Raw genomic sequence first — 23,384 nt, 5'->3', positions numbered from 1 at the left:
AAACACTGACCGGTGACGAATGTCAACATTCATCAGTCGGTATTTTTTATATCGAACGCCATTGCCGGCAAAGAGGATGCAAGCGCGATCGCGGCATGATAAAGCGAACGGCCGCGACAGCCTGCCGGGTGCCGAAACTGCGATGAATCCGATCTTCTCCGCTCTTGAGACCAGCGTCTTCGAGGTCATGTCCCAGCTCGCGCGCGAGACCGGCGCCGTCAATCTCGGCCAGGGCTTTCCCGACGACCCCGGCCCCGAGGACGTGCGGCGCAAGGCGGCCGAAGCGGTCGTCGAGGGCTGGAATCAGTATCCGCCGATGATGGGGCTGCCCGAGCTGCGCCAGGCGGTCGCGACTCACTACAAGCACTGGCAGGGGCTCGATCTCGATCCTAACAGCGAGATCATGGTTACCTCCGGCGCGACCGAGGCGATCGCCGGGGCACTGATGGCGCTGGTCGCGCCGGGCGACGACGTCGTGCTGTTCGAGCCGATGTACGACGCCTATGTGCCGCTGGTGCGGCGCGCCGGCGGCATTCCGAAATTCGTCACGCTGACCCCACCGCATTTCGGCTTGACCGAGGAGGCGCTGGCGAAGGCTTTCTCGCCGAAGACGCGTGTCGTGTTGTTCAACAACCCGCTCAACCCGACGGCGACGATCTTCAGCGAGGCCGATCTCGACCTGCTGGCGAATTTCTGCAACCGCTACGACGCTATCGCGGTCTGCGACGAGGTCTGGGAACACGTCGTCTTCGATGGTCACCGGCATGTTCCGGTGCTCGGGCGACCGGATATGCGCGAGCGCACCGTCAAGATCTCCTCGGCCGGCAAGATCTTTTCGCTGACGGGCTGGAAGGTCGGGCTGGTCATGGCGGCGCCGGCAATCATGCGGGTGCTGGCCAAGGCGCATCAGTACATCACCTTCACCACCCCGCCGAACCTGCAAGCCGCGGTCGCTTACGGCCTGGGCAAGGATGACGGCTATTTCGAGGGGATGCGGGCGGATTTCCAGCGTTCGCGCGACCGCTTCGCCACGGGCCTGCGCGGTCTCGGCTTCCAGGTGCTGCCGAGCGCGGGCACCTATTTCCTCAATCTCGACATCGCCCCACTGGGCGAGACCGACGATGTCGATTTCTGCCGCCGGCTCGTCATGGAGAACGGTGTCGCCGCGATACCCGTCAGCGCCTTCTATGCGCAGGGCGCGGTGAAGAACGTCGTACGCTTCTGCTTTGCCAAGCGAGACGCCACGCTCGACGCGGCGCTGGAGCGGCTGGCGGATCGTCGTCCGCGCGGCTGAGACCGGCGGATTATTCGGCGAGAAGCCGCTTCGCCAGCTCGCCGGCCGCTGCCAGCCGTTTCTGGAGATCGGCCGCGACGGTACCGCGATCGGTCTTGCGGGCGGTTTCCACCGCCTCCACCATTTGCGCCAGCGCCCGCTGTGCAAGCTCGGGCTGTCGGCTGCGGCGCGCCAGCTGGAGCATGGCCTCGGCCTGGGCGACGCGCGTCCTGGCCCAGAGCAGTGGCTCGGTCTCGCGCGGGCGCTCCTCCAATGCTGTGGCGAAGGTCGCGATCGCTTCCTCGAGCACCACGGGCTCGCTGTAGCGCTCCCCCATCGCGACGAGAACGCTGCCCATCTGGTCGTGGAGCTCAGCCCAGCGCAAGGGTTCCCGGCTACGGTCGACGGCGCCGGCGACGCGGTTGAGGCTGTTGAAGGCGCGTTCGAGCAGGGCGAGGTCGTTCCGGCGGCTGCCGAGCACCGAGCGCGCGCGGGCGATCATATGCTCGGCTTCGAGCCAGAGCGTCTCGTCGCTGCTGCGATCCCAGCCGGCGAGAACCGTGGCGAAGGCCGCGATCGCTTCTTCGAGCAGAGCCTCGTCCTGTTGCCGCTTGCCGAGGATGAGGGCGAGCCGGCCGAGGCGCAGCTTCAGAGTGCGCCAAAGCAGCGGGGCTTCGCCGCGGTCGAAATGTTCCAGCCCACGCCGGCAATGCGCCAGAGCCTCGCGTTGCAGCGTCTTGTCCTGCGTGACCTGAGCAAGTCCCTCGAGCGCGCTCGCCAGCATATCCTGGGCTTCGGCAAAGGCGACGGTGTCTTCCAGGCTGTCCAGCCCTTCGAGCAGGCGGCGCAGCGCGCCCGCAGCCGCATCATAGCCCTCGCGGCCGCCGAAATCCTCGCTGATCCGCGCCAGGGTCCGGGCTTGATCGAAGGCAACCTGGCGGCTGCGTTCCGTGTCGACGAGCCCGATCAGGGCGGAGGCTTCGCCATAACGCGCGGCTGCCTCGCGATAGGCCTCGGGAGCAGCGCGCAAAAAGCTCAGCGCAGCGCGGTCCGCGCGGTTCTCGCCGATCCGCAGGCGGCTTGCGGCGGACAAGGCGGACAGATCCGTGACGTTTCCGATCAGATGGAGTTCGGCCTTGGCAAGCGCCTTGTCGGCCTCGCCGAGCCGGCCGGCCGCGATGGCGGCTGCGGCCTCGGCCCGCAACCGGCGGATCTCCATGTCGTCGAGGGGGGTCGTCAGGCGCCGGGCCAGCGCGAGAAAATCCGTGGCCTTGCGGTCGAGCAACGCCTCGCTCGGCAGGTTGGTGCCCGGATTGGTCAGCCAGTCGCTCAGCATCGCCGGCAGGACGACGGGCGGCAGGCTGTGCAGTCCGGCGACGCGCGCCAGAAGCGGTGCGATCTCCTCCGACCGGCTAATGGCCGCCTCCTGCTCCGGGCTGCGTCGGATCGCCGGTGGCCGGACCCGGCCATGGCGATCCGATTCTGGTGGTAGGCATCGGATGGCCGGAGGCCGATGGCCCGTCCGGTCCGATGCCTCGGGCCTTACTTCGCCGCGATGACGGCGATCTCGACCGTGAACTGCGGGGCGGCGAGCTTGGCCTCGACCGTGGCGCGGCCCGGCGTGGCGCCGGCGACGACCCATTTGTCCCAGACGGCGTTCATCTCGGCGAAGGTCGACATGTCGGAGAGCCAGATGTTGACCATCAGCAGCTTCGACTTGTCGGTGCCGGCTTCGGCCAGCAGGCCGTCGATGATGCTCAGGATCTCCTGGGTCTGCTCGCCGACGCTCTTGCCCGCGGCCTTATCGCAGACCTGGCCGGCCAGATAGACGGTGTTGCCGTGAACCACGGCCTTGGACATGCGCGGGCCGACGCCGATACGCTGAATGCTCATCATCAGATCTCCTTGAACGGACTTCTCGCTGGTAGCCCGCCGCGCCCCGTTTCGCAATCGCCAACCGCCTTCAGGCGAGGCTCGTCCAGCCGGCCCAGAGCGCCGCATAGCGCCCCGCCTTGCCGATCAGCACCAGCAGGACGAAGCGCAGGAGCGGGTAATTCAGCGTTCCGGCGACGAAGGTCAGCGGGTCGCCGACGATCGGCAGCCAGGCGAAGAGCAGCGAGGGCCAGCCGAAACGGGTGAACCAGCCCTGCGCCTTGCCGAAGCGGGTCGGATCCGGCCGCAATCGCGCTGGCAGGGCCTCGACGCCGTGCTGCGCGATCAGCCGGCCGAGCCACCAGTTGAGGACGGAGCCGGCGGTGTTGGCGAGGCTTGCGGTGAGGAACAGGGCGAGCGGATCGACGCTCTTGGCCGCCAGCAGCCCGACGAAGACGGCTTCCGATTGAGCCGGAAGCAGCGTCGCGGCGACGAAGGCCGCCCCCGCCATGCCGGCGAGCGACCAGAATGCCTCCATCAGGGCGCGCTGCCGAAAAGGCTGGATGGATCAGCAGAACACATCGCGCCGGTTTCTACAGCCGCCGCAGCGCGACCTGCTGGATGCGGTGGCTCGCGCCCTTGGTCAGGATCAGGCTGGCGCGCTGGCGGGTCGGCAGGATGTTTTCCTGCAGATTCGGAAGGTTGATGCCGTTCCAGAGCTTCTCGGCGATGGACAGCGCCTCCTCCTCGCCGATCTCGGCGTATTTGCGGAAGAAGGAGCGCGGATCGCGGAAGGCTGTCTGGCGCAGCGTCATGAAGCGGTTGACGTACCAGCGGTGGAGGTCGTTCTCGTCGGCGTCGAGATAGACCGAGAAGTCGAAATAATCCGAGACGAAGGGGATGACGGTACCGTCCTTCGGCATCCGGCTCGGCTGCAGGACGTTGAGCCCTTCGAGGATCAGGATGTCCGGCCGCTCGACCGTCACCGTCTCGCCCGGCACGACGTCGTAGACGAGATGCGAGTAGACCGGCGCCGTCACCTGCGGCTTGCCGGCCTTCACGTCCGAGAGGAAGCGCAGGATCGCCGCGCCGTCATAGCTCTCCGGAAAGCCCTTCCGCCCCATCAGACCGCGCCGTTCGAGTTCGGCGTTCGGCAACAGGAAGCCATCGGTCGTGACGAGCTCGACCTTCGGCGTGTTGGGCCAGCGCGAGAGCAGGGCCTTCAGCACGCGCGCCGTGGTCGATTTGCCGACCGCGACCGAGCCGGCGACCCCGATGATATAGGGCACCTTGACCTCGGCCTCGGCCATCAGGAAGCGCTGGGTCGCCTTGAACAACCCTTGCGTCGCCGCAACGTAAAGCGACAGCAACCGCGACAGCGGTAGGTAGATCGCGACGATCTCGTCGAGCGAGATCGGGTCGTTGAGCGACTGCAGCTTGGTCAGATCGTCGACGGAGAGCGTCAGCGGCGCGTCGGCGCGCAGATGCGCCCACTCGTCCCGCGAGAAGGCGCGATAGGGCGAGATCAGGTCGCGTTCCGGCGGTGTGGTGATCAGGCGCTGGTCCATGACGCGGCCCGCAATCCAGGCTTCGAGATTCAACTCAGGGCCATCCCTGGCGGAGTCGTCCTTGGCAGAGTCATCCTCGGCGGGTCCTCACGCTACTCAACGCGGCCGGGCGGCCTTTTCAGCCAGGCCGGAACGGGCCGTACGGGCCTCAAGCTGGCTCAAGACGTCTTGCAATGCAACATCGCGGGCCTTGAGCACGACCAAAAGATGATAGAGCACATCGGCGCTTTCGGCGATCAGCTCTGCGCGATCGCCCTTCACGGCGGCGATGACGGCCTCGACCGCCTCCTCGCCGAACTTCTTGGCGGCCCGCTCGGGACCGGCGGCGATGAGCTTCGCCGTCCAGGACTCTTCCGGAGAGGCGCTGGCACGCTCCGCGACGCGCGCTTCGAGATCGGCGAGGGTGAAGCCGGTCATCTCAGTCGAGCCTCATCCTGAGGCCTGCTTCCGCCATATGCGCCTTGGCCTGGCCGACGGTGTAGGTCCCGAAATGGAAGATCGAGGCGGCGAGCACGGCCGAGGCATGGCCATCCCGCACGCCGGCGACGAAATCGTCGAGATCGCCGACGCCGCCGGAAGCGATCACCGGCACCGAGACCGCGTCCGCGATGGCGCGCGTCAGGCCGAGGTCATAGCCCGATTTGGTGCCGTCCCTGTCCATCGAGGTCACGAGCAGTTCGCCCGCGCCGAGCGAGACGACCTCGCGGGCGAAGGCGGTCGCCTCGATGCCGGTGGCGTTGCGCCCGCCATGAGTGAAGATCTCCCAGCGGCCGGGCGAAACCTGCTTGGCGTCGATAGCGACGACGATGCACTGGTCGCCGAACTTCTCGGCCGCTTCCTTGACGAATTGGCGGTTGGTCACCGCGGCCGTGTTGATCGAGACCTTGTCGGCGCCGGCGAGCAGCAGCGCCCGGATGTCCTCGACCTTGCGCACCCCGCCGCCGACGGTGAGCGGCATGAAGCAGGCCTCGGCGGTTCGTGTCACCACGTCGAACAGGATGCCGCGGTCCTCATGGCTCGCGGTGATGTCGAGGAAGCAAAGCTCGTCGGCGCCGGCGGCGTCATAGGCCTTGGCGGCCTCGACCGGATCGCCGGCATCGACGAGGTCGACGAACTGCACGCCCTTGACGACGCGGCCGTCCTTGACGTCGAGGCAGGGGATGATGCGGGTTTTCAGGGTCATCGGCAGGAAAGGAACTCGTACGGGACCGATTGCGGGTCGATTGATAACGAAGGGCAAGCCTGCTCTGCTGGCGGCGACTGATAGCAGTCCAACGAGGGGAGTGCCATGACTATCGTACGCCGTGCAATCGTATCGACTTGGCTGAAGCCTGTGTGTCACCGGGCTGCCGTTGCGGCATGCCTCCTTGGCTTCGCCACCGCCACCGGCGCGCAGGCCCAGGCCCCGCAAAGCCTGCTCGACGCCGTCCAGAGCCGCGGCGCGCTGCAGGTCTGCACCACCGGCGACTACAAGCCTTTCACTCTCGCGAAGGACGGTTCCTTCGAGGGCATCGATATCGAGTTGGCCAAGTCGCTCGCCAGGGCTCTCGGCGTCGAAGCGAAGTTCGTCCAGACCAAATGGGCCGATCTGCTCACCGATATGGGCTCGGGCAAATGCGACGTCGCCATGGGCGGCATCTCGGTGACGCTCGACCGGCAGAAGAAGGTGTTCTTCTCCGCTCCCTATCTCGTCAACGGCAAGGCGCCGATCGTGCGCTGCGCCGACAAGGACAAGTTCCAGACCATCGCGGCCATCGACAAGCCCGAGACGCGCGTCATCGTCAACCCGGGCGGCACCAACGAGCGCTTCGTGCGCCAGAACTTCACGCACGCCAAGATCGAGGTCTTCCCCGACAACGTCACGATCTTCGACCAGATCCTCGCCGGCAAGGCGGATCTCATGATCGCGGAGTCGATCGAGGTGAAGGTGCAGGAGAAGGCCAAGCCCGGCCTCTGCGCGGTCAATCCCGACGAGCCGCTGCAATATGGCGAGATGGGCTACATGCTCCCGCGCGGCGACGCGACCTTCAAGGCCTTCGTCGACCAGTGGCTGCATCTCGCCAAGGCAAATGGCGAATTCGCGAAGATCTACGATCAGTTCGTGCGGTAGTTAAAGGCCGTTACGCCGTCATCCCGGACAAGCCGCCTTTGGCGGCGCTGATCCGGGATCCATGCCGGAGCGCTTCCGATAGAGGTTCAGGCATGGATCCCGGGCCTCCCTTCGGTCGCCCGGGATGACCGCCGCCTATCGGAATGAGCGATCAGCCCGCAAGCCGCTTGAGCGCCGCAGCCGGATCGATCCGCCCGTCATAGAGTGCGCGGCCCGTGATCGCGCCTTCGAGGATCGCGGCGTCGGGGGCGCAGAGGCGCTCGATGTCGGCCATCGAGGCGAGCCCCCCCGAGGCGATCACCGGGATCGAGACGGCCTGCGCCAGCGCGATCGTGCCCTCCCAGTTGATCCCCTGAAGCATGCCGTCGCGGGCGATGTCGGTGTAGATGATCGCGGCGACGCCGGCATCCTCGAAGCGCTTGCCGAGATCGGCTGCCGAAAGTGTCGAGGTCTCGGCCCAGCCCTCGACCGCGACATAGCCGTCGCGCGCGTCGATGCCGACCGCGACCTGCCCCGGAAAGGCCTTGGCCGCCTCGCGCACGAAGCCGGGATCGCGCACCGCTGCCGTGCCGATGATGACACGGGCGATGCCCTTTTCCAGCCAGCCGGCGACCGTCTTCATGTCGCGGATGCCGCCGCCGAGCTGTACCGGAAAAGCGACGCGCCTCAGGATTCCTTCGACGGCCGCCGCATTCATCGGCTTGCCGGCGAAGGCGCCGTCGAGATCGACGACATGCAGCCATTGGAAGCCCTGGGCCTCGAAGGCGGCGGCCTGCGCGGCGGGGTCGTCATTGAAGATCGTGGCCTGCGCCATGTCGCCCTGCTTCAGGCGGACGCAGCGGCCTTCCTTGAGGTCGATCGCGGGAAAGAGGATCACGGCTTCCAGCCCAGGAAATTGGCGATGAGCTTGAGGCCGAGCGCCTGGCTCTTCTCCGGATGGAACTGCGTGCCGGCGATATTGTCGCGCCCGACCATCGCCGTCACCGGCCCGCCATGGTCGGTCAGCGCCACGACCTCTTCCGCCCGCGCTGGCGTCAGTGCGTAGGAGTGCACGAAATAGGCGTGCAGCCCCTGCGGCCCGGTCTCGATGCCGGCGAGCAGCGGATGTTCGTTCTGCTTATGCAGCGTGTTCCAGCCCATATGCGGGATCTTCAGGCTCTCGTCGCGCGGCTTGATCAGCGCGACATCGCCGGGAATCCAGTCGAGCCCTTCGGTCACGGTGTATTCGAGCCCGCGCGAGGCGAGGAGCTGCATGCCGACGCAGATGCCGAGGAAGGGGCGGCCCTTGGCCCGCACGACCTCCTCCAGCACCTCCACCATGCCGGGCACCGCGTCGAGCCCGCGCCGGCAATCGGCGAAGGCGCCGACGCCCGGCAGCACGATGCGATCGGCCGCGCGCACGATGGCGGTGTCGCTGGTGACGTGGATGGTCGACGGGATGCCCGCTTCGGTCTCCGCCCGCTCGAAGGCTTTCGCGGCCGAGTGCAGGTTGCCCGAGCCATAGTCGATGATCGCAACGGATTGGCTCATCGTCCCTGGGCCTCCGGGAACAGGCCGATGATCGGCAGCGGTCCGCTCGGCCGGGTTGCCACGGGCGCCGAGGCCGCCAGCGGCGGCACGGCCGGCCCATAGGCCAGCGCGCGCTCGAAATAGCGGCGCTCGGCCTCGGCCAGGGTCCGCGCCTCGACGACGTCGGACAGATGCCAGCCCTTTCGAGTGAGCTTGCGGACGATGAAGTTGCGTCCCTCGATGCCGAGGAACAGCGCGATCGCCCAGTAGATCAGCGAGAGCGCGCTCGGATGGAAGCCGAAGCGGCTGTGAACATAGAAGATCGCGCCCCAGATCAGGGCGAACAGCAGCGTCGCCAGCCAAAGGCGCTGACCGAGCAGCCAGAGCCCGGTGAACAGGAACGCGCCCCAGCTGAAGCCGTCCGGAATCACCCGCGCCCGCTCGATCGTCTCGCGTTCACCACCCTCGGTGGAGGGCGGCGTCATCACTGTATAGAACGCCATCCTCGCCTCCTCAGAGCGCGCCCTTGGTCGAAGGAACGCGGCCGCCCTCGCGCGGATCCACTTCGAGCGCCTGCCGCAGCGCCCGTGCCAGCCCCTTGAAGCAGCTCTCGGCGATATGGTGGGCGTTGTCGCCATAGAGCGTCTCGACATGGAGCGTGAGCCCCGCATTGATCGCGAAGGCCTGGAAGAACTCCCGCACCAGCTCGGTGTCGAAGGTCCCGATCTTCTGCGCCTTGAACTCGGTGCGGAAGACGAGGAAGGGCCGGCCGGAGACGTCGACCGCGACGCGCGTCAGCGTCTCGTCCATCGGCAGGTGGATGTCGGCGTAGCGGCGGATACCCTTCTTGTCGCCGAGCGCCTGTTTCAGCGCTTCGCCGAGCGCGATGCCGGCGTCCTCGACCGAGTGATGGTCGTCGATATGGGTGTCGCCCTTCACCTTGACCTTGAGGTCGATCAGCGAATGGCGAGCGAACAGGTCGAGCATATGGTCGAAGAAGCCGACACCGGTGGCGATCTCGGCCTTGCCGGTACCGTCGATCATGAGCGAGACCGCGATATCGGTCTCGTTGGTGCGGCGCTTCACTTCGCCCGAACGCATGCTGGCCTCTCAAGCCTTGGCTGAAGACGGCCTCGCTTTAGCAGGGGCGGGCGATGATGACTACAGGCGCAGTCGCGTGCCTGCCGCCTCTCAGGCGAGGCCCTTCAGGCGATAGAGCGCTTCCAGCGCCTCGCGCGGCGTCATTTCATCCGGCTCGATCCCGCCAAGGGCGTCGCGGAGTTCGTCAGGCTGATCGTCGGGCACGGCCGGTGCCGGCCGCCGCTGCGGCGCGGCGAAAAGCGGCAGGTCGTCGACCAGCGAGGCGACCGGCTTCTCCCGTTCGGTCTTCTCCAATTCGCCGAGGATGGCGCGCGCCCGCTCCACCACGGCCGGCGGCAGGCCTGCGAGCTTGGCGACCTGGATGCCGTAGGAGCGGTCGGCGGCACCCGGCACCACCTCGTGCAGGAAGACGACCTCGCCCTTCCATTCGGTGACGCGCACCGTGGCGTTGGCGACGCGGTCGAGCCGGTCTCCCAGCGCCGTCAGCTCGTGATAATGCGTCGCGAACAGGCTGCGGCAGCGATTGACCTCGTGCAGGTTCTCGATCGCCGCCCAGGCGATGGAGAGCCCGTCGAAGGTCGCCGTGCCGCGGCCGATCTCGTCGAGGATGACCAGCGCGTGGGGACCTGCCTGATTGAGGATCGCCGCCGTCTCGACCATCTCGACCATGAAGGTCGAGCGGCCCCGCGCCAGATCGTCGGCGGCGCCGACGCGCGAGAACAGCCGGTCGACGATGCCGATATGGGCGCTCGCAGCCGGCACGTAGGAGCCCATCTGGGCGAGCACGGCGATCAGCGCATTCTGACGCAGGAAAGTCGATTTACCGGCCATGTTAGGACCGGTGATCAGGCAGATGCGCCCACCCTTCGCATTAGTGCCGGGCGGCGAAAGCTCGGTGTCGTTGGCGACGAAGGGCTTGCCGTCCCGCTTCAGCGCCGCTTCGACCACCGGGTGGCGGCCGCGCTCGATGGTGAAGGCCACGCCCGAATCGATGACGGGCCGGCTCCAGCTCTCCCGTGCGGCGAGATCGGCCAGCGCCGCGACGACATCGAGCCCCGCCAGTGCCAGCGCTGCCGCCTTGATCGGTTCGGCCTGCGCCAGCACCATCTCGGTCAGTTGCGCGAAGATGGCGAGTTCGAGCTTCAGCGCCCGGTCGGCCGCGGAGGCGATCTTGGCTTCGAGCTCCGAGAGCTCGACCGAGGAGAAGCGCATCGCATCCGACATGGTCTGGCGATGCACGAAGGTGGCGCGCCAGGGCTCTTTCAGGAACTCTTCGCCCATCGCCTGCGGCACTTCGACGAAATAGCCGATCATGGCGTTGTGCTTGATGCGCAGCGTCCGGCAGCCGGTCTCCGCAGCATAGCGTGCCTGGAGCTGCGCGATCACCTTGCGCGAATCGACCTGTAGCAGGCGCAACTCGTCCAGCGTTGCGTCATGACCTTCGCGCACGAAACGGCCGTCGCGCCGGTTGAGCGGCAATTCCTCCGCCAGCGCTTCGGTCAGGCGCAGGGGCAGGTCGGGATCGGTCTCGCCGAGCGCGCGGGTGGCGCGAGCGAGTTCCGTCGGCAGATCACCGCGGCGGACGAGCAGGGCGGCGACCTCGCGGGCGGCGGTGAGGCCGGCTCCGAGCGCGGCGAGATCGCGCGGACCGCCGCGGTCGAGCGAGAGCCGCGCCAGCGCGCGGGCCACATCCGGCACCTTCTCCAGCGCCCGGCGCAGATCCTCGCGCAGTCCGCCGTCGGTGACCAGCAGTTCGACGGCATCGTGCCGGGCTGCGATGGGCGCCGGGTCCGTCAGCGGGCCGGCAAGCCACTCCGCTAGCAGCCGCGCTCCGCCCGGCGTCACGGTGCGGTCGATGGTGGCGAGCAAGCTGCCCTGGCGTTCGCCGCCAAGCGTGCGCGTCAGCTCCAGATTGGCGCGGGTCGCCGCGTCGATCAGCATCGTCGCCGAGCCGGAATCGCGCACGGGGGCGGAGAGCGGCGGCCGGGCGCCGAGCTGGGTGCGCTCGACATAGGCCAGCGCCGCGCCGGCGGCTGCGATCTCGGCACGGCTGAAATTGCCGAAGGCGTCGAGCGTCGCGACGCCGAAGAACTCCTTCAGGCGCCGTTCGGCGGAGGCCGCATCGAGCCCGTCGCGCGCGAGCGGCGTCACTGGGACAGTGATCTCCCGCCAGAACTCCTTCAGCTCCGGATCGTCATGGATCGCGTCGGGGCAGACGATCTCGCGCGGCTCCAGCCGCGAGAACTCGATGCCGAGCCGCTCCTGTGCCGTCTCCATCACGGTGAAGCGTCCGGTCGAGATGTCGATGGCGGCGAGCCCGTAGAGCGAGGCCGCTTCCCCGGTTTTCCGGCGGGCGACGGCGACGAGGAGACTCGCCCGGCCGGGTTCGAGGAGCCGCTCCTCGGTGATGGTGCCGGGCGTGACGAGGCGGACCACGTCGCGCTTCACCACCGATTTGTTGCCGCGCTTCTTGGCCTCGGCCGGATCCTCGGTCTGCTCGCAGACGGCGACGCGGTGGCCGGCGGCGATCAGGCGCTGGAGATAATCGTCGGCGCGATCGACCGGCACGCCGCACATCGGGATGTCGTCGCCCTGGTGCTTGCCGCGCTTGGTCAGCACGATGCCGAGCGTGCGCGAGGCGATCTCGGCGTCGCGGAAGAACAGTTCGTAGAAATCGCCCATCCGGTAGAACAGCAGGCAGTCCGGGTTGGCGGCCTTGATCTCGATATACTGCGCCATCATCGGCGTGACGCGCTCGGGCGCTGGCTCGGCCGGGGCGGCGGAACGGGTGGCTTCGCTGGGGGGGCTGTGGCGCATTGGCCGGCACGCTAGCAAAATACGCAGCCAAGACCATCCGTTAGGACGGCTTTCAACAATTGAAAGCAAGGTCGATCGGCCGAATCGGCGGAAGGTCCGACATTGCTGCTGATCAACCTCGCCCAGAGCCTGTTCTTTCTCCTGCTGGCGGGGCTAATCGTGACCGTCGCCGCGCCGCGCTTCGGCGAGCGCCTCTGGCTGCGGCAGATACTGATCGGGGTCCTGTTCGCCGCTGGCGCCATGATCAGCATGGCCAATCCCTTCGTGCTCCAACCGGGGCTCGTCGTCGATTCCCGCAACAGCTTCGCCATTCTCGCAGGGCCGCTGGGTGGCCCGGTCGCCGCGATCCTGACCGGGGTGCCGCTCACCGTGATGCGCTATCTCAGCGGTGGCGTCGGTATGGTGACGGGCATCACCGGTATCGTGGTACGCGCCCTGATCGGCATTGTTTACTGGTTCTGGCTGTCGCGCCGCCGCCGCCCGCTGGGGGTGGGCGACCTGGCCGTGCTCAGCCTGATCGATGCCGCCTGCCTGGTCGCATCCGTTGGTTTCATCCCCGGCGAGGCCGGGGAGCGCTTCCTGCGCGAGGCCGTTCCGGTGATGATCGTCGTCGGAACGGTCGGCATCTTCCTGACCGGCGTCGTCTTCATCAACGATAACGAGCGGCGCGAGACCGCCTATCGGCTGCGCACCCTGATCGATCGCGCCCCGGGGACGCTCTACCAGCGGATCGTCCGGCCAGACGGCACGATGACCTATCAGTTCGCCTCCTTCGCGATCGACAAGCTGCTCGGTATCGCCAAGGAGGAGGTCGAGCGCGATCCCGAGATCTGGCTCGGCAAACTCCTGCCGGAAGACCGTGCCCGGTTCGAGCAACTGCGTCGCGAGCAGCAGGAGACGCAGACGCTCTGGCGCTTCGAGGGCCGGTACCATGCGCCCGGCGGCGGGATCGTCTGGCTGCGCAGCGAATCGACCAAGCGCCGGCTTGCCGACGGAACGCTGGTCTGGGACGGCATCCTGCTCGACATCACGGCGGAAAAGACGCTGGAAACGCGTCGTGACGAGGTCGAGACCCAGCGGAAGCTCGCGCTCGACGAGCTGGCCGGCGACCTCGAACGCACGGTCGGAACGGCGTTGGGCGATGTCGGCGCCGCCATCCGCGATATGCACGCGACGGCCGGTCAGATGGTCGACAGCGCCAACCAGACGACGCAGCGCGCCGATGGTGTGACGCAGGAAGCAGGCAGCGCCTCTCGGCGTGTCGGCAGCGTGGCAGTCGCGGCCGAGGAGATCGAGGCTTCGATCCGCGAGCTCACCCGCCAGACCTGTCACGCGGATGAAACGGTGCGCGCCGCGGCGAGCTATGTCCGCAGTACGCGGCAGGACGTGACCGGCCTTGCCGAAGCGGCCGACAAGGTCCGTGCCGTGCTCGACTTCATCGAGGAGATCGCGGCCCGCACCAATCTCCTCGCATTGAATGCCACGATCGAGGCCGCCCGCGCCGGGGTGGCGGGGCGCGGCTTTGCGGTGGTCGCCGGCGAGGTGAAGACGCTCGCGGAGCAGACGCAGAAAGCGACGCGCGACATAGCCGCGACCCTGACCGACATCCGCCAGGCCGCCGCCACCACCTTCGAGGCCGTGGCGCGGATACAGGACACGATGACGACGATCGAGGAGACCTCGGGCGCGATCGCGGCCGTGGTCAACCGCCAGGCCGATATCGCGGGCAGCATCGCGGCCGATGCCCAGGCGGTCGCCACGAGCGCCGATTCCGTCAGCACCAATATCGGCGCGGTCGGTGTCGAGGCGCGCATCACCGGCGATGCGGCGATCCGTGTCGCCGAGGCCGCCCGCAAGGTCGACGAGCAGGCCGACGCGCTCGACCGCTATGTCGGGGAGTTCGTCCGGCGGGTCCGCAGCCGGCTCTGAGCCGGCCGGCTGATTTTATCGATCCAGGCACGGGTCTTGGCGAACACTGCTGCTTGTGGTGCGCCGCCGCGGTGCCCTATGGTCGGTTCCCCCGAGGAAACGCTCAAGAAAAAAGCCGCCTTCCATGACCGACCGCCCGACGAAGCGCACCCGTCCGACCTTCACCGACCAGGAGGCGCTGCTGTTCCACTCGCAAGGGCGGCCCGGCAAGCTCGAAGTCGTTCCCACCAAGCCGATGGCGACGCAGCGGGACCTCTCGCTCGCCTATTCGCCAGGCGTCGCCGTGCCGGTGCTGGCGATCGCGGAAGACCCGTCGCGCGCCTATGACTACACCACCCGCTCGAATCTCGTTGCCGTGATTACGAACGGCACGGCGATCCTCGGCCTCGGCAATCTCGGCGCGCTCGCCTCGAAGCCGGTGATGGAGGGTAAATCGGTCCTGTTCAAGCGCTTCGCCGATGTCGACTCGATCGACCTCGAGCTCGATACCGAGGACCCCGACAAGGTCATCGACGCCGTGCGCTATCTCGGCCCGTCCTTCGGCGGCATCAACCTCGAGGACATCAAGGCGCCGGAGTGCTTCATCATCGAGCAGCGCCTACGCGAGCTGATGGATATCCCGGTCTTCCATGACGACCAACACGGCACCGCCATCATCGCGGCGGCGGGCCTGATCAACGCGCTCGACCTGACCGGGCGCGACATCCAGTCGACCCGCCTCGTCGTCAATGGTGCGGGCGCAGCGGCCATCGCTTGCACGGAGCTGCTCAAGGCGATGGGCTTCAAGCCCGACAACGTCATCCTCTGCGATACCAAGGGCGTGATCTATCAGGGCCGCACCGAGGGCATGAACCAGTGGAAATCGGCGCATGCGGCCGTCACCGACCGGCGCACCCTGGCCCAGGCCATGGAGGGGGCTGACGCCTTCTTCGGCCTGTCGCAGAAGGGCGCGGTGACGCCCGAGATGGTCGCCGCGATGGCGCCGAACCCGATCATCTTCGCCATGGCCAATCCCGATCCCGAGATCACGCCGGAGGAGGTCCACGCCATCCGCGAGGACGCCATCATGGCGACGGGCCGCTCTGACTATCCGAATCAGGTCAACAACGTCCTCGGCTTCCCCTACATCTTCCGCGGCGCGCTCGACGTGCGCGCCAAGACGATCAACATGGAGATGAAGATCGCGGCGGCCGAGGCGCTGGCCATGCTCGCCCGCGAGGACGTGCCGGACGAGGTCGCCGCCGCTTATCAGGGCGCGCGCCCGCGCTACGGCAAGGACTACATCATCCCGGTGCCCTTCGATCCGCGGCTGATCCAGGTCGTGCCCGCCGCGGTGGCCAAGGCCGCGATGGACACCGGCGTCGCCGGCAAGCCGATCGTCGACATGACCGGCTACAAGGCGCAGCTCTCCGCCCGCCGCGATCCGATCGCCGGCACGCTCAACCGGATCTTCGAGCGGGTGAAGCGCTATCCCAAGCGCGTCGTCTTCGCCGAGGGCGAGGAGGAGCAGGTCATCCGCGCCGCCGCCTCCTTCGTCAACCAGGGGCTCGGCCAGGCCATTCTCGTCGGCCGCGAAGAGCGCATTTACGAGACGGCGACCTTTCTGGGCGTCGATCTCGAAGGCAAAGGCATCGAGGTTCAGAATGCGCGGCTCTCGCATCGCAATTCGGCCTATGCCCAGTATCTCTACGAAAGGCTGCAGCGCGAGGGCTACCTCTTCCGTGACTGCCAGCGTCTGATCAACCAGGACCGCAACCACTTCGCCGCCGCGATGGTGGCGCTCGGCGACGCCGACGCGATGGTCACCGGCGTGACCCGCAATTACTCGATCGCGCTGGAGGAGGTCCGCCGCGTCATCGACGAAAAGCCGGGCCACAGGCTGATCGGCGTCTCGGTCGTGATCTCGCGCGACCGCACGGTGCTCGTTGCCGATACCGCGATCACCGAAATGCCGACGGCGCGCGAGCTGGCGGATATCGCGATCGAGGCGGCCGGCGTCGGCCGGCGCCTCGGCTACGAGCCCAGGGTCGGGATGCTCGCCTTCTCGACCTTCGGCCATCCGGCCGGGGAACGCTCGGAAAAGGTGCGCCAGGCGGTGACGATCCTCGACGGTCAGCGCGTCGACTTCGAATATGACGGCGAAATGGCGGCCGATGTCGCACTCAACCGCGAGTTGATGACCCAGTATCCGTTCTGCCGCCTGTCCGGCCCGGCGAACGTTCTGGTGATGCCGGCCTTCCACTCGGCCTCGATCTCGACCAAGCTCCTGCAGGAGCTCGGCGGCGCGACCGTGATCGGCCCGCTGATCGTCGGCCTCGACAAGCCGGTTCAGATCGTGCCGCTCGGCGCCAAGGACTCCGACATCGTCAACATGGCGGCACTCGCGGCCTTCAACATCGGCGGCTGAACGCGCCGGCCGTCATATCGGGCCGCGGCCAGCTCAGGAAGCGCGCTTCCGGCGGGTTTCCGCCGCCTTCTTCGCCGAAGCTGATCGTTCGGCGGCAGGACGTGCGGCGGACGCCTTTCCACCCAGCTTGCCGCCGCGCTTGGCGGCAGCGTTGGTGTCGGGCTTGCCGCGGCCGGAGCCGGACTTGTTGCCGCCGCCACCCTCCTTGTTCACCGTCGCCCAGGCGCGGCGTTCGGCCTCTTCATGCGAGACGCCGCGCTCCTCGTAACCTTCCTCGATATGCTCGGCCATGCGCTTCTGCTTGTCGGTATAGGCGGATTTGTCGCCGCGTGGCATGAGATCGCTCCCTGCTGAATCCCCAGCCGAAGCTTCTGCGGGCGCAACGTGGCTGCCTGCAGGAGGTTCCAAAGCGGAGCGCATGACACAGGAAAGACAGCGGCCCGGTCTTTCTCTCATAGGCCTCATTCGCCGCACCGGCTTGTGCATCGCTGCCGACGCGCTATCTCTCGGGCCGGGGCGCGGCCGCGCCCTCTCGCCCGTCCCCGCGCCGTCATGATCCTGAGGCGGCGCGCAACCCAGAGAGTGCATGTCCTTCGGCCCTCACGAGCCAGGAACGCCGCTGCGCCGGCGCAGCCGCTGGTGGTGGCTCGGGCCGCTGGCGAGCATTCTGATCTTCGCCGCGTCTCTGGCGGTGCTCTGGCACATCATCAGCCAGATGAATCCCGGCGATCTTGCCGCGGCCTTCTCCAACGCTTCTTTGCGCCAGCTCGGGCTTGCGGCCGGTTTCACCGCGCTGAGCTATCTGCTGCTCACCGGCTATGACGCGCTGGCGTTGCGGCGGCTCGGACTGTCGATCCCTTATCGCACCACGGCGCTCGCCTCCTTCACCAGCTACTCCGTCTCCTTCACGCTCGGCTTCCCGATCGTGACCGGCGGCACTGTGCGCTACTGGATCTATTCGCCGAAGGGCGTGCGCGCCTCCGAGGTCGCCAGCCTGACCGTGATCGCGGGGCTGACCTTCTGGCTGGGGCTCGGCGCCATCCTCAGCGTCAGCCTGTTCTATTCGGCCGATTCCGTGGCGATGCTGGCGCGGACGTCGCCCCTCGTCGTCCAGCTCGTCGGCGGGCTGATCTCGCTCGGCATCCTCGGCTATCTGGTCTGGATCGCGACGGATGAGCGCAGCCTGCGGGTCAAGGGCTGGAACCTGCACCTCCCCGGCCTCGGCACGACGCTGGCCCAGATGGCGCTCGGGGCCTGCGAGGTCTGCGCTGCGGCGGCCGTGCTGTTCGTGCTGCTGCCCGGCGGCTACGGCCTCGATTATCCGACCTTCCTCGCCGCCTATATCTTCGGCTGCCTGATCGGCATCGCCAGCAATTCGCCGGGAGGGCTGGGTGTCTTCGAGGCGACGATGCTGGTCGCGCTCAACCGGCTGCCTTTCGAATATGTGCTGGGCGCGCTGCTGCTGTTCCGGGTGATCTACTACCTGCTGCCCTTCATCTTCGCGCTCGTGCTGCTGGCGCTGAATGAATTCATCCGCCGCGTCCGGCGGCGCGAACGCTAAAAAAGAAGCCATTCCGCGGTTGCGGAATGGCTTCGGAAACCTGCGGCGCGGGTGTCGTCAGATCTTGGCGCGGGGGTCGTGTTTGGCGATCCTGGCGAGCAGGTAGTCGACTTCGCCCTTTGCGGCGGCGGAGAGCGCCGAGCCGGGCTTGCGCTGGGCGTCATGGCTGAGGATGCCGCGCTTCATCAGCGTGTATTTGCGCACGGCGAGCCCGACGCCCTGCTGCTGCTCGTAGCGCATCAGCGGCAGGTGAACATCGAAGATGTCATGCGCCGCATCGCGCTTGCCGGCCTTCTGCAGCTTGACCACGTCGATCAGCAATTCCGGGAAGGCATAGCCGGTATTGGCACCATCCGCCCCGCGTTCCATCTCGAAATCGAGGAAGAGCCCGCCATTGCCGGTCAGGATCGAGATCGGCCGCAGCGAGCCTTCCTTCTGGAACCTGCGCAGCGTCGAGATCTTCTCCAGCCCCGGCCAGTCCTCGTGCTTCAGCATCACGCAGGAGGGGTTGTCCTGGACGATCTTGCGGATCACCGCCGGCGTCATCACCACCGAGAGCGTCAGCGGGTAGTCCTGGATGACGAAGGGGATATCGCTGCCGATCGCCTCGACGGCTTGCGCGTAATAGCCGGTGATCTGGTCGTCGGTGCGAAGCGAGGGCGGCGGGGCGATCATCACGCCGCCGGCGCCGAGATCCATCACCTGACGGGCGAGCGAGCGCATCGCCGCGAAGCCGGGCGCCGAGACGCCGACGATGATCGGCTTGCCACCCATCTTCGCCACCGCGCGCTTGACCAGCCCGACCGATTCCTCGGGCTCGAGCTTGGGCGCCTCGCCCATGATGCCGAGCACGGTGACGCCGTCCGAGCCGATGCCATGGTAGAATTCGAACAGCCGGTCGGCCGAGGTCCAGTCGATGCTGCCGTCCGGGTTGAACGGCGTCGGCGCAATCGGGAAGACGCCCGAGGCGTCGGAAGTCAGCGGCATGATAAGTTCCTGTCTTGTCGCGCGATCAGACGATGCGGGTGCGGACCGTGCCGACCCCGGCGATCTCGCCTTCGAGCACATCGCCCTTGCCAACCGCGGCGACGCCTTCCGGCGTGCCGGTGAAGATCAGGTCGCCGGGCCTGAGTTCGACGAGGCCCGAAAGATAGGAGATCGTCTCCTCGACGTTCCAGATCTGTTTGGCGAGGTCGGAGCTCTGGCGCACCACGCCGTTGACGGTGAGCTCGATCTTGCCGGCGCTCGGATGTCCGGCCTGGCTCGCCGGTACGATCTCGCCGACCGGCCCCGAGAAGTCGAAGCCCTTGCTCATGTCCCAGGGGCGCCCGGCCTTCTTCGCGGCGTTCTGCAGGTCGCGCCGCGTCATGTCGAGCCCGGCCGCATAGCCGTAGACATGGGCGAGCGCCTCGGATTCGGGGATGTCCTTGCCACCTGTGCCGATCGCGACGACGAGCTCCATTTCGTGATGGAGGTCCTTGGTCTTCGGCGGATAGGGCATGTCGGCGCCGTTGATGAGCAGGGCGTCGGCCGGCTTGGTGAAGAAGAAGGGCTCCTCGCGGTCGGGGTCGCCGCCCATCTCGCGGGTGTGCTCGGCGTAGTTCCGGCCGACGCAGAAGACGCGGCGAACCGGGAAGGAGCCGCCGCCGGCGACCGGTACGGCGGCGATGGCCGGCGGGTCGATCACATAGTTGCTCATGGGTTTCCTCCCGTCGATTGTCTGACGCCGTTCATGCGGGAGCGGCGGCAGTACCGCAAGGGCTCTTGCTTCAGGAACAGGGCTGCACCGGCGGCATTGCGTCATCCGGCTCTTCGCGCTCGCGGGATGGCTTTGTGCGCTGCGTCGTTGCAACCGCGACGAATTGCCACCTACAGTAACCCGCCGGCTATGGGCTGGTACCTGAGAGAGGAAGGGAACACACGTGAGTACGGGAACCGTCAAATGGTTCAACGAGACGAAGGGCTACGGCTTCATCACGCCCGATCAGGGCGGCAGTGACATCTTCGTTCATATCAGCGCGGTCGAGCGCTCGGGCCTGCGCAGCCTGAGCGAAGGGCAGAAGATCAGCTATGATCTCGAGCCCGATCGGAAGACTGGCAAGAACGCGGCGGTCAATCTGAAGGTCGCCTGACGCTTCGGGTGACACCGATGCTCTGACGAGGAGACGGATCGCCGCTCAACTCCGCGAGGAGGCCGGGCGATCCAGCGACGACGGGAAGACGAGCGGCGGCGACATCGCTTCCCGAGCCACGACGAATCTCGATCGTACGGATTCGATTGTATAAGGATTCGGGGCCTGTCCGTCGCCGGAGGCGGCGGAATGGAGGGGACGCCTCAGGAGCGTCCCGGAGCCGGATGGAAGAGCCGGCCCTTCTCGACGATCAGCACGATGACGAGCGCCACCAGCCCGCACAGCGCGAAGCCGAGTGTGATCGGCACGACCGTGCCGTCGAAATGCTGGCCGATATAGAAGCCGAGCAGCGCACCCACCACCGTCGTGACGAAGCCCTGCACCGAGGAAGCCGTGCCCGCGACATGGCCGAGCGGATCCATGGCGAGGGCGCCGAAATTCGGGCCGATCAGGCCGAAGCAGAACATCGCGCCACCTTGGAAAAGGGCAAAGAGCAGCAGGGTTTCATGGCCTGAAAGCGCGATCAGGGCATGGACGCCGGTGAACAGGATGTAGCCGATCAGCGCGCCATGCGAGACGCGGCGCATGCCCAGCCGCCCGACGATGCGCGAGTTCAGCAGCGAGGCTGCGGCCATGAACAGCGCGATCCCAGCGAAGACGATCGTGAAGAGATGCGGCACGTCGAACACATCGACGAAGACCTGCTGCGCGGAGTTGATGAAGCCGAACAGCCCGCCCAGCACGAAGGCCATGGCCAGCATGTAGCCGACGCCGACACGGCTCGTCAGCGTCGTGCGGAACGCGGCCGAGACATTGGCGATGTCGATCGGCTTGCGGTCTTCCGGGTGCTGCGTCTCGGGCAGCTTGAACGTCACCCAGAGCATGACCCCCGCCCCGAATGCCGTCAGAATGCCGAAGATCCAGCGCCACGGCGCCACGATGAGGATCGCCTGGCCGATCGAGGGCGCGAGGATCGGCACCGCCAGGAAGACGATCAGCGCAAGCGACATCACCCGCGCCATGTCGCGGCCCGAATAGCAGTCGCGCACGATCGAGACGACGAGAACACGTGTCGCAGCCGCACCGATGCCCTGGACCACCCGGGCGATCATCATCGCTTCGAAGGAATTGGAAAGGGCCGCCCCGATGCTCGCCAACACATAGACGGCAAGCCCGAACAGCAGCACCGGCCGCCGGCCATAACGATCGGAGATCGTGCCGTAGAAGATCTGCGAGACGCCGAAGCCGAGCAGATAGGAGGTGATGATCCATTGCCGCTGGTTGGCTGCCGCGATGCCGAGCGCTTCGGCCATCTCGGGAAGGGCCGGCAGCATGGAATCGATCGCGAGCGCGTTCGTCGCCATCAGCGCGGCGGCGAGGCCCACGAAGGGATAGAAACCCATGCCGTGGCGCGGCCGGGCGAGGGCGGTCATGTCGTTCATGGCGAATCTGCAAAAAGGCACGCGGACAGGTGCGGCGGGCAAAGGGCCCAGCGTGCCGTGACCGTGTAGAACGGCTGGAAGCGCGCGGCAACCTGCGATACCGGCCGCGCGCCATGCGTTGGACGCGTGCCGTATTCAGCCGGCCTTCTGCATCTGCGCCATCAATTCGTCGTCGATCTGCTTGGCCCTCTGGGCGGCCGGCCGCGCCGCGAGCCGCGCTCCATAGGCCTCGAAGGCGGGGCGCTTCTCGATCGTGCCGAACTGCAGGCCCCACAGAATCTGCGAGCCGACATAGACGTCCGCCGCGCTGAAGCGATCGCCCGCAAGATATTCGCTTTGCGAGACCGCATATTCGAGCGTGTCCATCGCATCGCCATAGGTGCCGTAGCCGAGGGAGCGGGCAGCTTCGGGAGCGGCCGAGAATCCGAAGGCCTTGCTGGCCACGGCCGCCTCGACCGGGCCGGCGGCGAAGAACATCCAGCGGTAATAGGGACCGCGCTGCCTGTCGCCGGGGGCAGGCGCCAGGCCGGCCTGCGGAAATGCGTCGGCGAGATAGGCGCAGATCGCGGCGCATTCGGTGACGACCGTCGATCCATGGACCAGTGCCGGAACCTTGCCCATCGGGTTGATCGCCTTGTAGGCGGGGTCCTTCATCGGCGCTCCGAAGCCGACGATCTCGGCGCGGTAGGGCTGGCCGAGCTCCTCCATCATCCAGCGGGCGATGCGGCCCCGCGACATCGGGTTGGTATAGAGCACGAGTTCGTCGGACATGGGCTTTCCTTCGTTCTTCCCTGGTCGCTCCTATCCTGAGATATCGACGGGCTGATGTCAGGAGCAGTTTGCCTGACGCGTCGGGGCCGACCTGTTATCCTCCGGGCGAAGCAGGATGAGGTGCATGGACGAATCACAGCCGACAGCGAGCATGTCCGTCAGCGATGGACGCATGACGATCGGCGGATCGCCGCATCGATACCTGCAGGATATCACACGCCGCTTCCGGCTCGAGGCGTCGGCGCTGCGCTTCGTCGGCGGCTATGCCAGCCGCGACGGCAGGCTCGATGATGCGCAGCGGATCGAGGCGCAGGCAAAAATCGTCGATGGCTCCCTGCGCCGCGCCGGACTGGAGGGGGCCGCCCAGCGCCTGTGCCTGACGCTCCGCCCCTTCGCGGCCTCGGGCGACTCGACGCGACTGCTCCTGATGCTCAGCTATCGCGACGAGAATGGCGAGGCTGAGCCCTTTGCCGACGGGTTCCTCGCACCCGCCGTCTTCGAGGCGCTGAAAGCCGACATGCTGTCGGGTCTCGCGCAGGAGCTTTCGCTGGAGGCGACCACCAATCTCTGGATCCGCGAGGAGGATCGCGACCGGCCGGCGGGGCAGCCGGCGGACTGGTATCTCGGGCTGGCAGAGGACGGACGCGGCAGCGCGCCCGCCCGCGGCTTCATCGAGAGCCTCGAATGGCGCCCGGCCGCGGCCATGGTGGCCGCGGAACCTCGTGACATCGAGCACTCTTCGCCCGCCGTATCCGATACGGCCCAGCCGGAGGAGCATGACGAAGAGACCAGCGCCGATCAGCTCCGCCGGATCAACTGGAGCCTGAAGCAGCTCCTGCTGGTCCTCGCCTTCCTCCTCCTCATCATCGCCGTGAAATAGGCGCGTTGAGCC

The 23,384-nt window shown here is 67.2% G+C and carries 23 protein-coding genes; 7 read left to right on the top strand and 16 right to left on the bottom strand.

The window, feature by feature from the left end; all coding sequences use genetic code 11:
• The first annotated feature begins 142 nt into the window (after positions 1-142).
• Positions 143-1,294, top strand: a complete 1,152-nt coding sequence (locus tag CE453_RS28035; RefSeq protein ID WP_089178195.1) for an aminotransferase — start codon at positions 143-145, stop codon at positions 1,292-1,294.
• Between the two features lie 10 nt (positions 1,295-1,304).
• Here the strand turns inward: CE453_RS28035 and CE453_RS28030 are convergent, their stop codons facing one another.
• The 6 genes from CE453_RS28030 to hisF all read right to left on the bottom strand — a co-directional run bounded on the left by CE453_RS28030 (position 1,305) and on the right by hisF (position 5,896).
• On the bottom strand, positions 1,305-2,609 hold the full coding sequence (locus CE453_RS28030) for a hypothetical protein (protein ID WP_089177582.1): 1,305 nt from the start codon (positions 2,607-2,609) through the stop codon (positions 1,305-1,307).
• A gap of 206 nt (positions 2,610-2,815) precedes the next feature.
• Positions 2,816-3,166 (bottom strand): RidA family protein, encoded by a 351-nt coding sequence (locus CE453_RS28025; protein ID WP_089178194.1) that lies wholly within the window; start codon positions 3,164-3,166, stop codon positions 2,816-2,818.
• A 70-nt stretch (positions 3,167-3,236) separates the two neighbouring features.
• On the bottom strand, positions 3,237-3,683 hold the full coding sequence (locus CE453_RS28020) for a YqaA family protein (RefSeq protein WP_089177581.1): 447 nt from the start codon (positions 3,681-3,683) through the stop codon (positions 3,237-3,239).
• A gap of 55 nt (positions 3,684-3,738) precedes the next feature.
• Positions 3,739-4,713: a type I pantothenate kinase gene (coaA, locus tag CE453_RS28015; RefSeq protein ID WP_089178193.1), complete on the bottom strand. Its 975-nt coding sequence runs from the start codon at positions 4,711-4,713 to the stop codon at positions 3,739-3,741.
• Between the two features lie 96 nt (positions 4,714-4,809).
• Positions 4,810-5,130, bottom strand: a complete 321-nt coding sequence (locus tag CE453_RS28010) for a phosphoribosyl-ATP diphosphatase (RefSeq protein ID WP_089177580.1) — start codon at positions 5,128-5,130, stop codon at positions 4,810-4,812.
• A 1-nt stretch (position 5,131) separates the two neighbouring features.
• Positions 5,132-5,896 (bottom strand): imidazole glycerol phosphate synthase subunit HisF, encoded by a 765-nt coding sequence (gene hisF / locus CE453_RS28005; protein ID WP_089177579.1) that lies wholly within the window; start codon positions 5,894-5,896, stop codon positions 5,132-5,134.
• 105 nt (positions 5,897-6,001) lie between these two features.
• Here hisF and CE453_RS28000 point away from each other — a divergent pair, with 105 nt between their 5' ends.
• Entirely contained in the window at positions 6,002-6,823 is an 822-nt protein-coding gene (locus CE453_RS28000) for a transporter substrate-binding domain-containing protein (RefSeq protein WP_089177578.1), read from the top strand.
• 151 nt (positions 6,824-6,974) lie between these two features.
• Here the strand turns inward: CE453_RS28000 and hisA are convergent, their stop codons facing one another.
• The 5 genes from hisA to mutS all read right to left on the bottom strand — a co-directional run bounded on the left by hisA (position 6,975) and on the right by mutS (position 12,250).
• Entirely contained in the window at positions 6,975-7,709 is a 735-nt protein-coding gene (hisA, locus tag CE453_RS27995) for a 1-(5-phosphoribosyl)-5-[(5-phosphoribosylamino)methylideneamino]imidazole-4-carboxamide isomerase (RefSeq protein WP_089177577.1), read from the bottom strand.
• Positions 7,697-8,353 carry an imidazole glycerol phosphate synthase subunit HisH gene (gene hisH, locus CE453_RS27990; RefSeq protein WP_089177576.1) on the bottom strand — a complete coding sequence of 219 codons (657 nt, stop codon included), beginning with the start codon at positions 8,351-8,353 and terminating at the stop codon, positions 7,697-7,699. The genes hisA and hisH overlap by 13 nt, the downstream gene beginning before the upstream one ends.
• On the bottom strand, positions 8,350-8,835 hold the full coding sequence (locus tag CE453_RS29035) for a DUF2628 domain-containing protein (RefSeq protein ID WP_089177575.1): 486 nt from the start codon (positions 8,833-8,835) through the stop codon (positions 8,350-8,352). The genes hisH and CE453_RS29035 overlap by 4 nt, the downstream gene beginning before the upstream one ends.
• A gap of 10 nt (positions 8,836-8,845) precedes the next feature.
• The gene (gene hisB / locus CE453_RS27980; protein ID WP_089177574.1) at positions 8,846-9,433 is read right to left on the bottom strand and encodes an imidazoleglycerol-phosphate dehydratase HisB; all 588 of its coding nucleotides are present in this window, start codon (positions 9,431-9,433) and stop codon (positions 8,846-8,848) included.
• Positions 9,434-9,523: 90 nt separating this feature from the next.
• On the bottom strand, positions 9,524-12,250 hold the full coding sequence (gene mutS, locus CE453_RS27975) for a DNA mismatch repair protein MutS (RefSeq protein WP_089177573.1): 2,727 nt from the start codon (positions 12,248-12,250) through the stop codon (positions 9,524-9,526).
• Between the two features lie 102 nt (positions 12,251-12,352).
• Here mutS and CE453_RS27970 point away from each other — a divergent pair, with 102 nt between their 5' ends.
• On the top strand, positions 12,353-14,179 hold the full coding sequence (locus tag CE453_RS27970; RefSeq protein ID WP_089177572.1) for a methyl-accepting chemotaxis protein: 1,827 nt from the start codon (positions 12,353-12,355) through the stop codon (positions 14,177-14,179).
• A gap of 124 nt (positions 14,180-14,303) precedes the next feature.
• The gene (locus CE453_RS27965) at positions 14,304-16,586 is read left to right on the top strand and encodes an NADP-dependent malic enzyme (protein ID WP_089177571.1); all 2,283 of its coding nucleotides are present in this window, start codon (positions 14,304-14,306) and stop codon (positions 16,584-16,586) included.
• A 33-nt stretch (positions 16,587-16,619) separates the two neighbouring features.
• Here the strand turns inward: CE453_RS27965 and CE453_RS27960 are convergent, their stop codons facing one another.
• Positions 16,620-16,922 carry a plasmid stabilization protein gene (locus tag CE453_RS27960; protein WP_089177570.1) on the bottom strand — a complete coding sequence of 101 codons (303 nt, stop codon included), beginning with the start codon at positions 16,920-16,922 and terminating at the stop codon, positions 16,620-16,622.
• Between the two features lie 250 nt (positions 16,923-17,172).
• Here CE453_RS27960 and CE453_RS27955 point away from each other — a divergent pair, with 250 nt between their 5' ends.
• Positions 17,173-18,147: a lysylphosphatidylglycerol synthase domain-containing protein gene (locus tag CE453_RS27955; RefSeq protein WP_089177569.1), complete on the top strand. Its 975-nt coding sequence runs from the start codon at positions 17,173-17,175 to the stop codon at positions 18,145-18,147.
• A 57-nt stretch (positions 18,148-18,204) separates the two neighbouring features.
• On the opposite strand, the gene CE453_RS27950 is transcribed toward CE453_RS27955, so the two are convergent.
• Both CE453_RS27950 and CE453_RS27945 read right to left on the bottom strand, forming a co-directional pair.
• Positions 18,205-19,134 carry a dihydrodipicolinate synthase family protein gene (locus tag CE453_RS27950; protein WP_089177568.1) on the bottom strand — a complete coding sequence of 310 codons (930 nt, stop codon included), beginning with the start codon at positions 19,132-19,134 and terminating at the stop codon, positions 18,205-18,207.
• A 25-nt stretch (positions 19,135-19,159) separates the two neighbouring features.
• Positions 19,160-19,846, bottom strand: a complete 687-nt coding sequence (locus CE453_RS27945; protein WP_089177567.1) for a fumarylacetoacetate hydrolase family protein — start codon at positions 19,844-19,846, stop codon at positions 19,160-19,162.
• Positions 19,847-20,069: 223 nt separating this feature from the next.
• Here CE453_RS27945 and CE453_RS27940 point away from each other — a divergent pair, with 223 nt between their 5' ends.
• The gene (locus tag CE453_RS27940) at positions 20,070-20,279 is read left to right on the top strand and encodes a cold-shock protein (protein WP_089177566.1); all 210 of its coding nucleotides are present in this window, start codon (positions 20,070-20,072) and stop codon (positions 20,277-20,279) included.
• Between the two features lie 203 nt (positions 20,280-20,482).
• On the opposite strand, the gene CE453_RS27935 is transcribed toward CE453_RS27940, so the two are convergent.
• Both CE453_RS27935 and CE453_RS27930 read right to left on the bottom strand, forming a co-directional pair.
• Positions 20,483-21,721: a multidrug effflux MFS transporter gene (locus CE453_RS27935; protein ID WP_198302227.1), complete on the bottom strand. Its 1,239-nt coding sequence runs from the start codon at positions 21,719-21,721 to the stop codon at positions 20,483-20,485.
• A 135-nt stretch (positions 21,722-21,856) separates the two neighbouring features.
• Positions 21,857-22,492, bottom strand: a complete 636-nt coding sequence (locus CE453_RS27930) for a glutathione S-transferase family protein (RefSeq protein WP_089177565.1) — start codon at positions 22,490-22,492, stop codon at positions 21,857-21,859.
• 124 nt (positions 22,493-22,616) lie between these two features.
• Here CE453_RS27930 and CE453_RS27925 point away from each other — a divergent pair, with 124 nt between their 5' ends.
• Entirely contained in the window at positions 22,617-23,372 is a 756-nt protein-coding gene (locus CE453_RS27925) for a hypothetical protein (RefSeq protein WP_089177564.1), read from the top strand.
• The last annotated feature ends 12 nt before the right edge of the window (positions 23,373-23,384 follow it).

The organism is Bosea sp. AS-1 (genome assembly GCF_002220095.1).
Classification (GTDB): domain Bacteria; phylum Pseudomonadota; class Alphaproteobacteria; order Rhizobiales; family Beijerinckiaceae; genus Allobosea.
This window is presented reverse-complemented; position numbering and strand designations above follow the sequence as displayed.

What these genes read in the sequence shown, in the direction of transcription:
- CE453_RS28035 (WP_089178195.1), top strand. Translation starts at nt 143, where the DNA reads ATGAATCCGATCTTCTCCGCTCTTGAGACCAGCGTCTTCGAGGTCATG.
- CE453_RS28030 (WP_089177582.1), bottom strand. Translation starts at nt 2,609, where the DNA reads ATGCTGAGCGACTGGCTGACCAATCCGGGCACCAACCTGCCGAGCGAG.
- CE453_RS28025 (WP_089178194.1), bottom strand. Translation starts at nt 3,166, where the DNA reads ATGAGCATTCAGCGTATCGGCGTCGGCCCGCGCATGTCCAAGGCCGTG.
- CE453_RS28020 (WP_089177581.1), bottom strand. Translation starts at nt 3,683, where the DNA reads ATGGAGGCATTCTGGTCGCTCGCCGGCATGGCGGGGGCGGCCTTCGTC.
- coaA (WP_089178193.1), bottom strand. Translation starts at nt 4,713, where the DNA reads ATGGACCAGCGCCTGATCACCACACCGCCGGAACGCGACCTGATCTCG.
- CE453_RS28010 (WP_089177580.1), bottom strand. Translation starts at nt 5,130, where the DNA reads ATGACCGGCTTCACCCTCGCCGATCTCGAAGCGCGCGTCGCGGAGCGT.
- hisF (WP_089177579.1), bottom strand. Translation starts at nt 5,896, where the DNA reads ATGACCCTGAAAACCCGCATCATCCCCTGCCTCGACGTCAAGGACGGC.
- CE453_RS28000 (WP_089177578.1), top strand. Translation starts at nt 6,002, where the DNA reads ATGACTATCGTACGCCGTGCAATCGTATCGACTTGGCTGAAGCCTGTG.
- hisH (WP_089177576.1), bottom strand. Translation starts at nt 8,353, where the DNA reads ATGAGCCAATCCGTTGCGATCATCGACTATGGCTCGGGCAACCTGCAC.
- CE453_RS29035 (WP_089177575.1), bottom strand. Translation starts at nt 8,835, where the DNA reads ATGGCGTTCTATACAGTGATGACGCCGCCCTCCACCGAGGGTGGTGAA.
- hisB (WP_089177574.1), bottom strand. Translation starts at nt 9,433, where the DNA reads ATGCGTTCGGGCGAAGTGAAGCGCCGCACCAACGAGACCGATATCGCG.
- mutS (WP_089177573.1), bottom strand. Translation starts at nt 12,250, where the DNA reads ATGCGCCACAGCCCCCCCAGCGAAGCCACCCGTTCCGCCGCCCCGGCC.
- CE453_RS27965 (WP_089177571.1), top strand. Translation starts at nt 14,304, where the DNA reads ATGACCGACCGCCCGACGAAGCGCACCCGTCCGACCTTCACCGACCAG.
- CE453_RS27960 (WP_089177570.1), bottom strand. Translation starts at nt 16,922, where the DNA reads ATGCCACGCGGCGACAAATCCGCCTATACCGACAAGCAGAAGCGCATG.
- CE453_RS27955 (WP_089177569.1), top strand. Translation starts at nt 17,173, where the DNA reads ATGTCCTTCGGCCCTCACGAGCCAGGAACGCCGCTGCGCCGGCGCAGC.
- CE453_RS27950 (WP_089177568.1), bottom strand. Translation starts at nt 19,134, where the DNA reads ATGCCGCTGACTTCCGACGCCTCGGGCGTCTTCCCGATTGCGCCGACG.
- CE453_RS27945 (WP_089177567.1), bottom strand. Translation starts at nt 19,846, where the DNA reads ATGAGCAACTATGTGATCGACCCGCCGGCCATCGCCGCCGTACCGGTC.
- CE453_RS27935 (WP_198302227.1), bottom strand. Translation starts at nt 21,721, where the DNA reads ATGAACGACATGACCGCCCTCGCCCGGCCGCGCCACGGCATGGGTTTC.
- CE453_RS27930 (WP_089177565.1), bottom strand. Translation starts at nt 22,492, where the DNA reads ATGTCCGACGAACTCGTGCTCTATACCAACCCGATGTCGCGGGGCCGC.
- CE453_RS27925 (WP_089177564.1), top strand. Translation starts at nt 22,617, where the DNA reads ATGGACGAATCACAGCCGACAGCGAGCATGTCCGTCAGCGATGGACGC.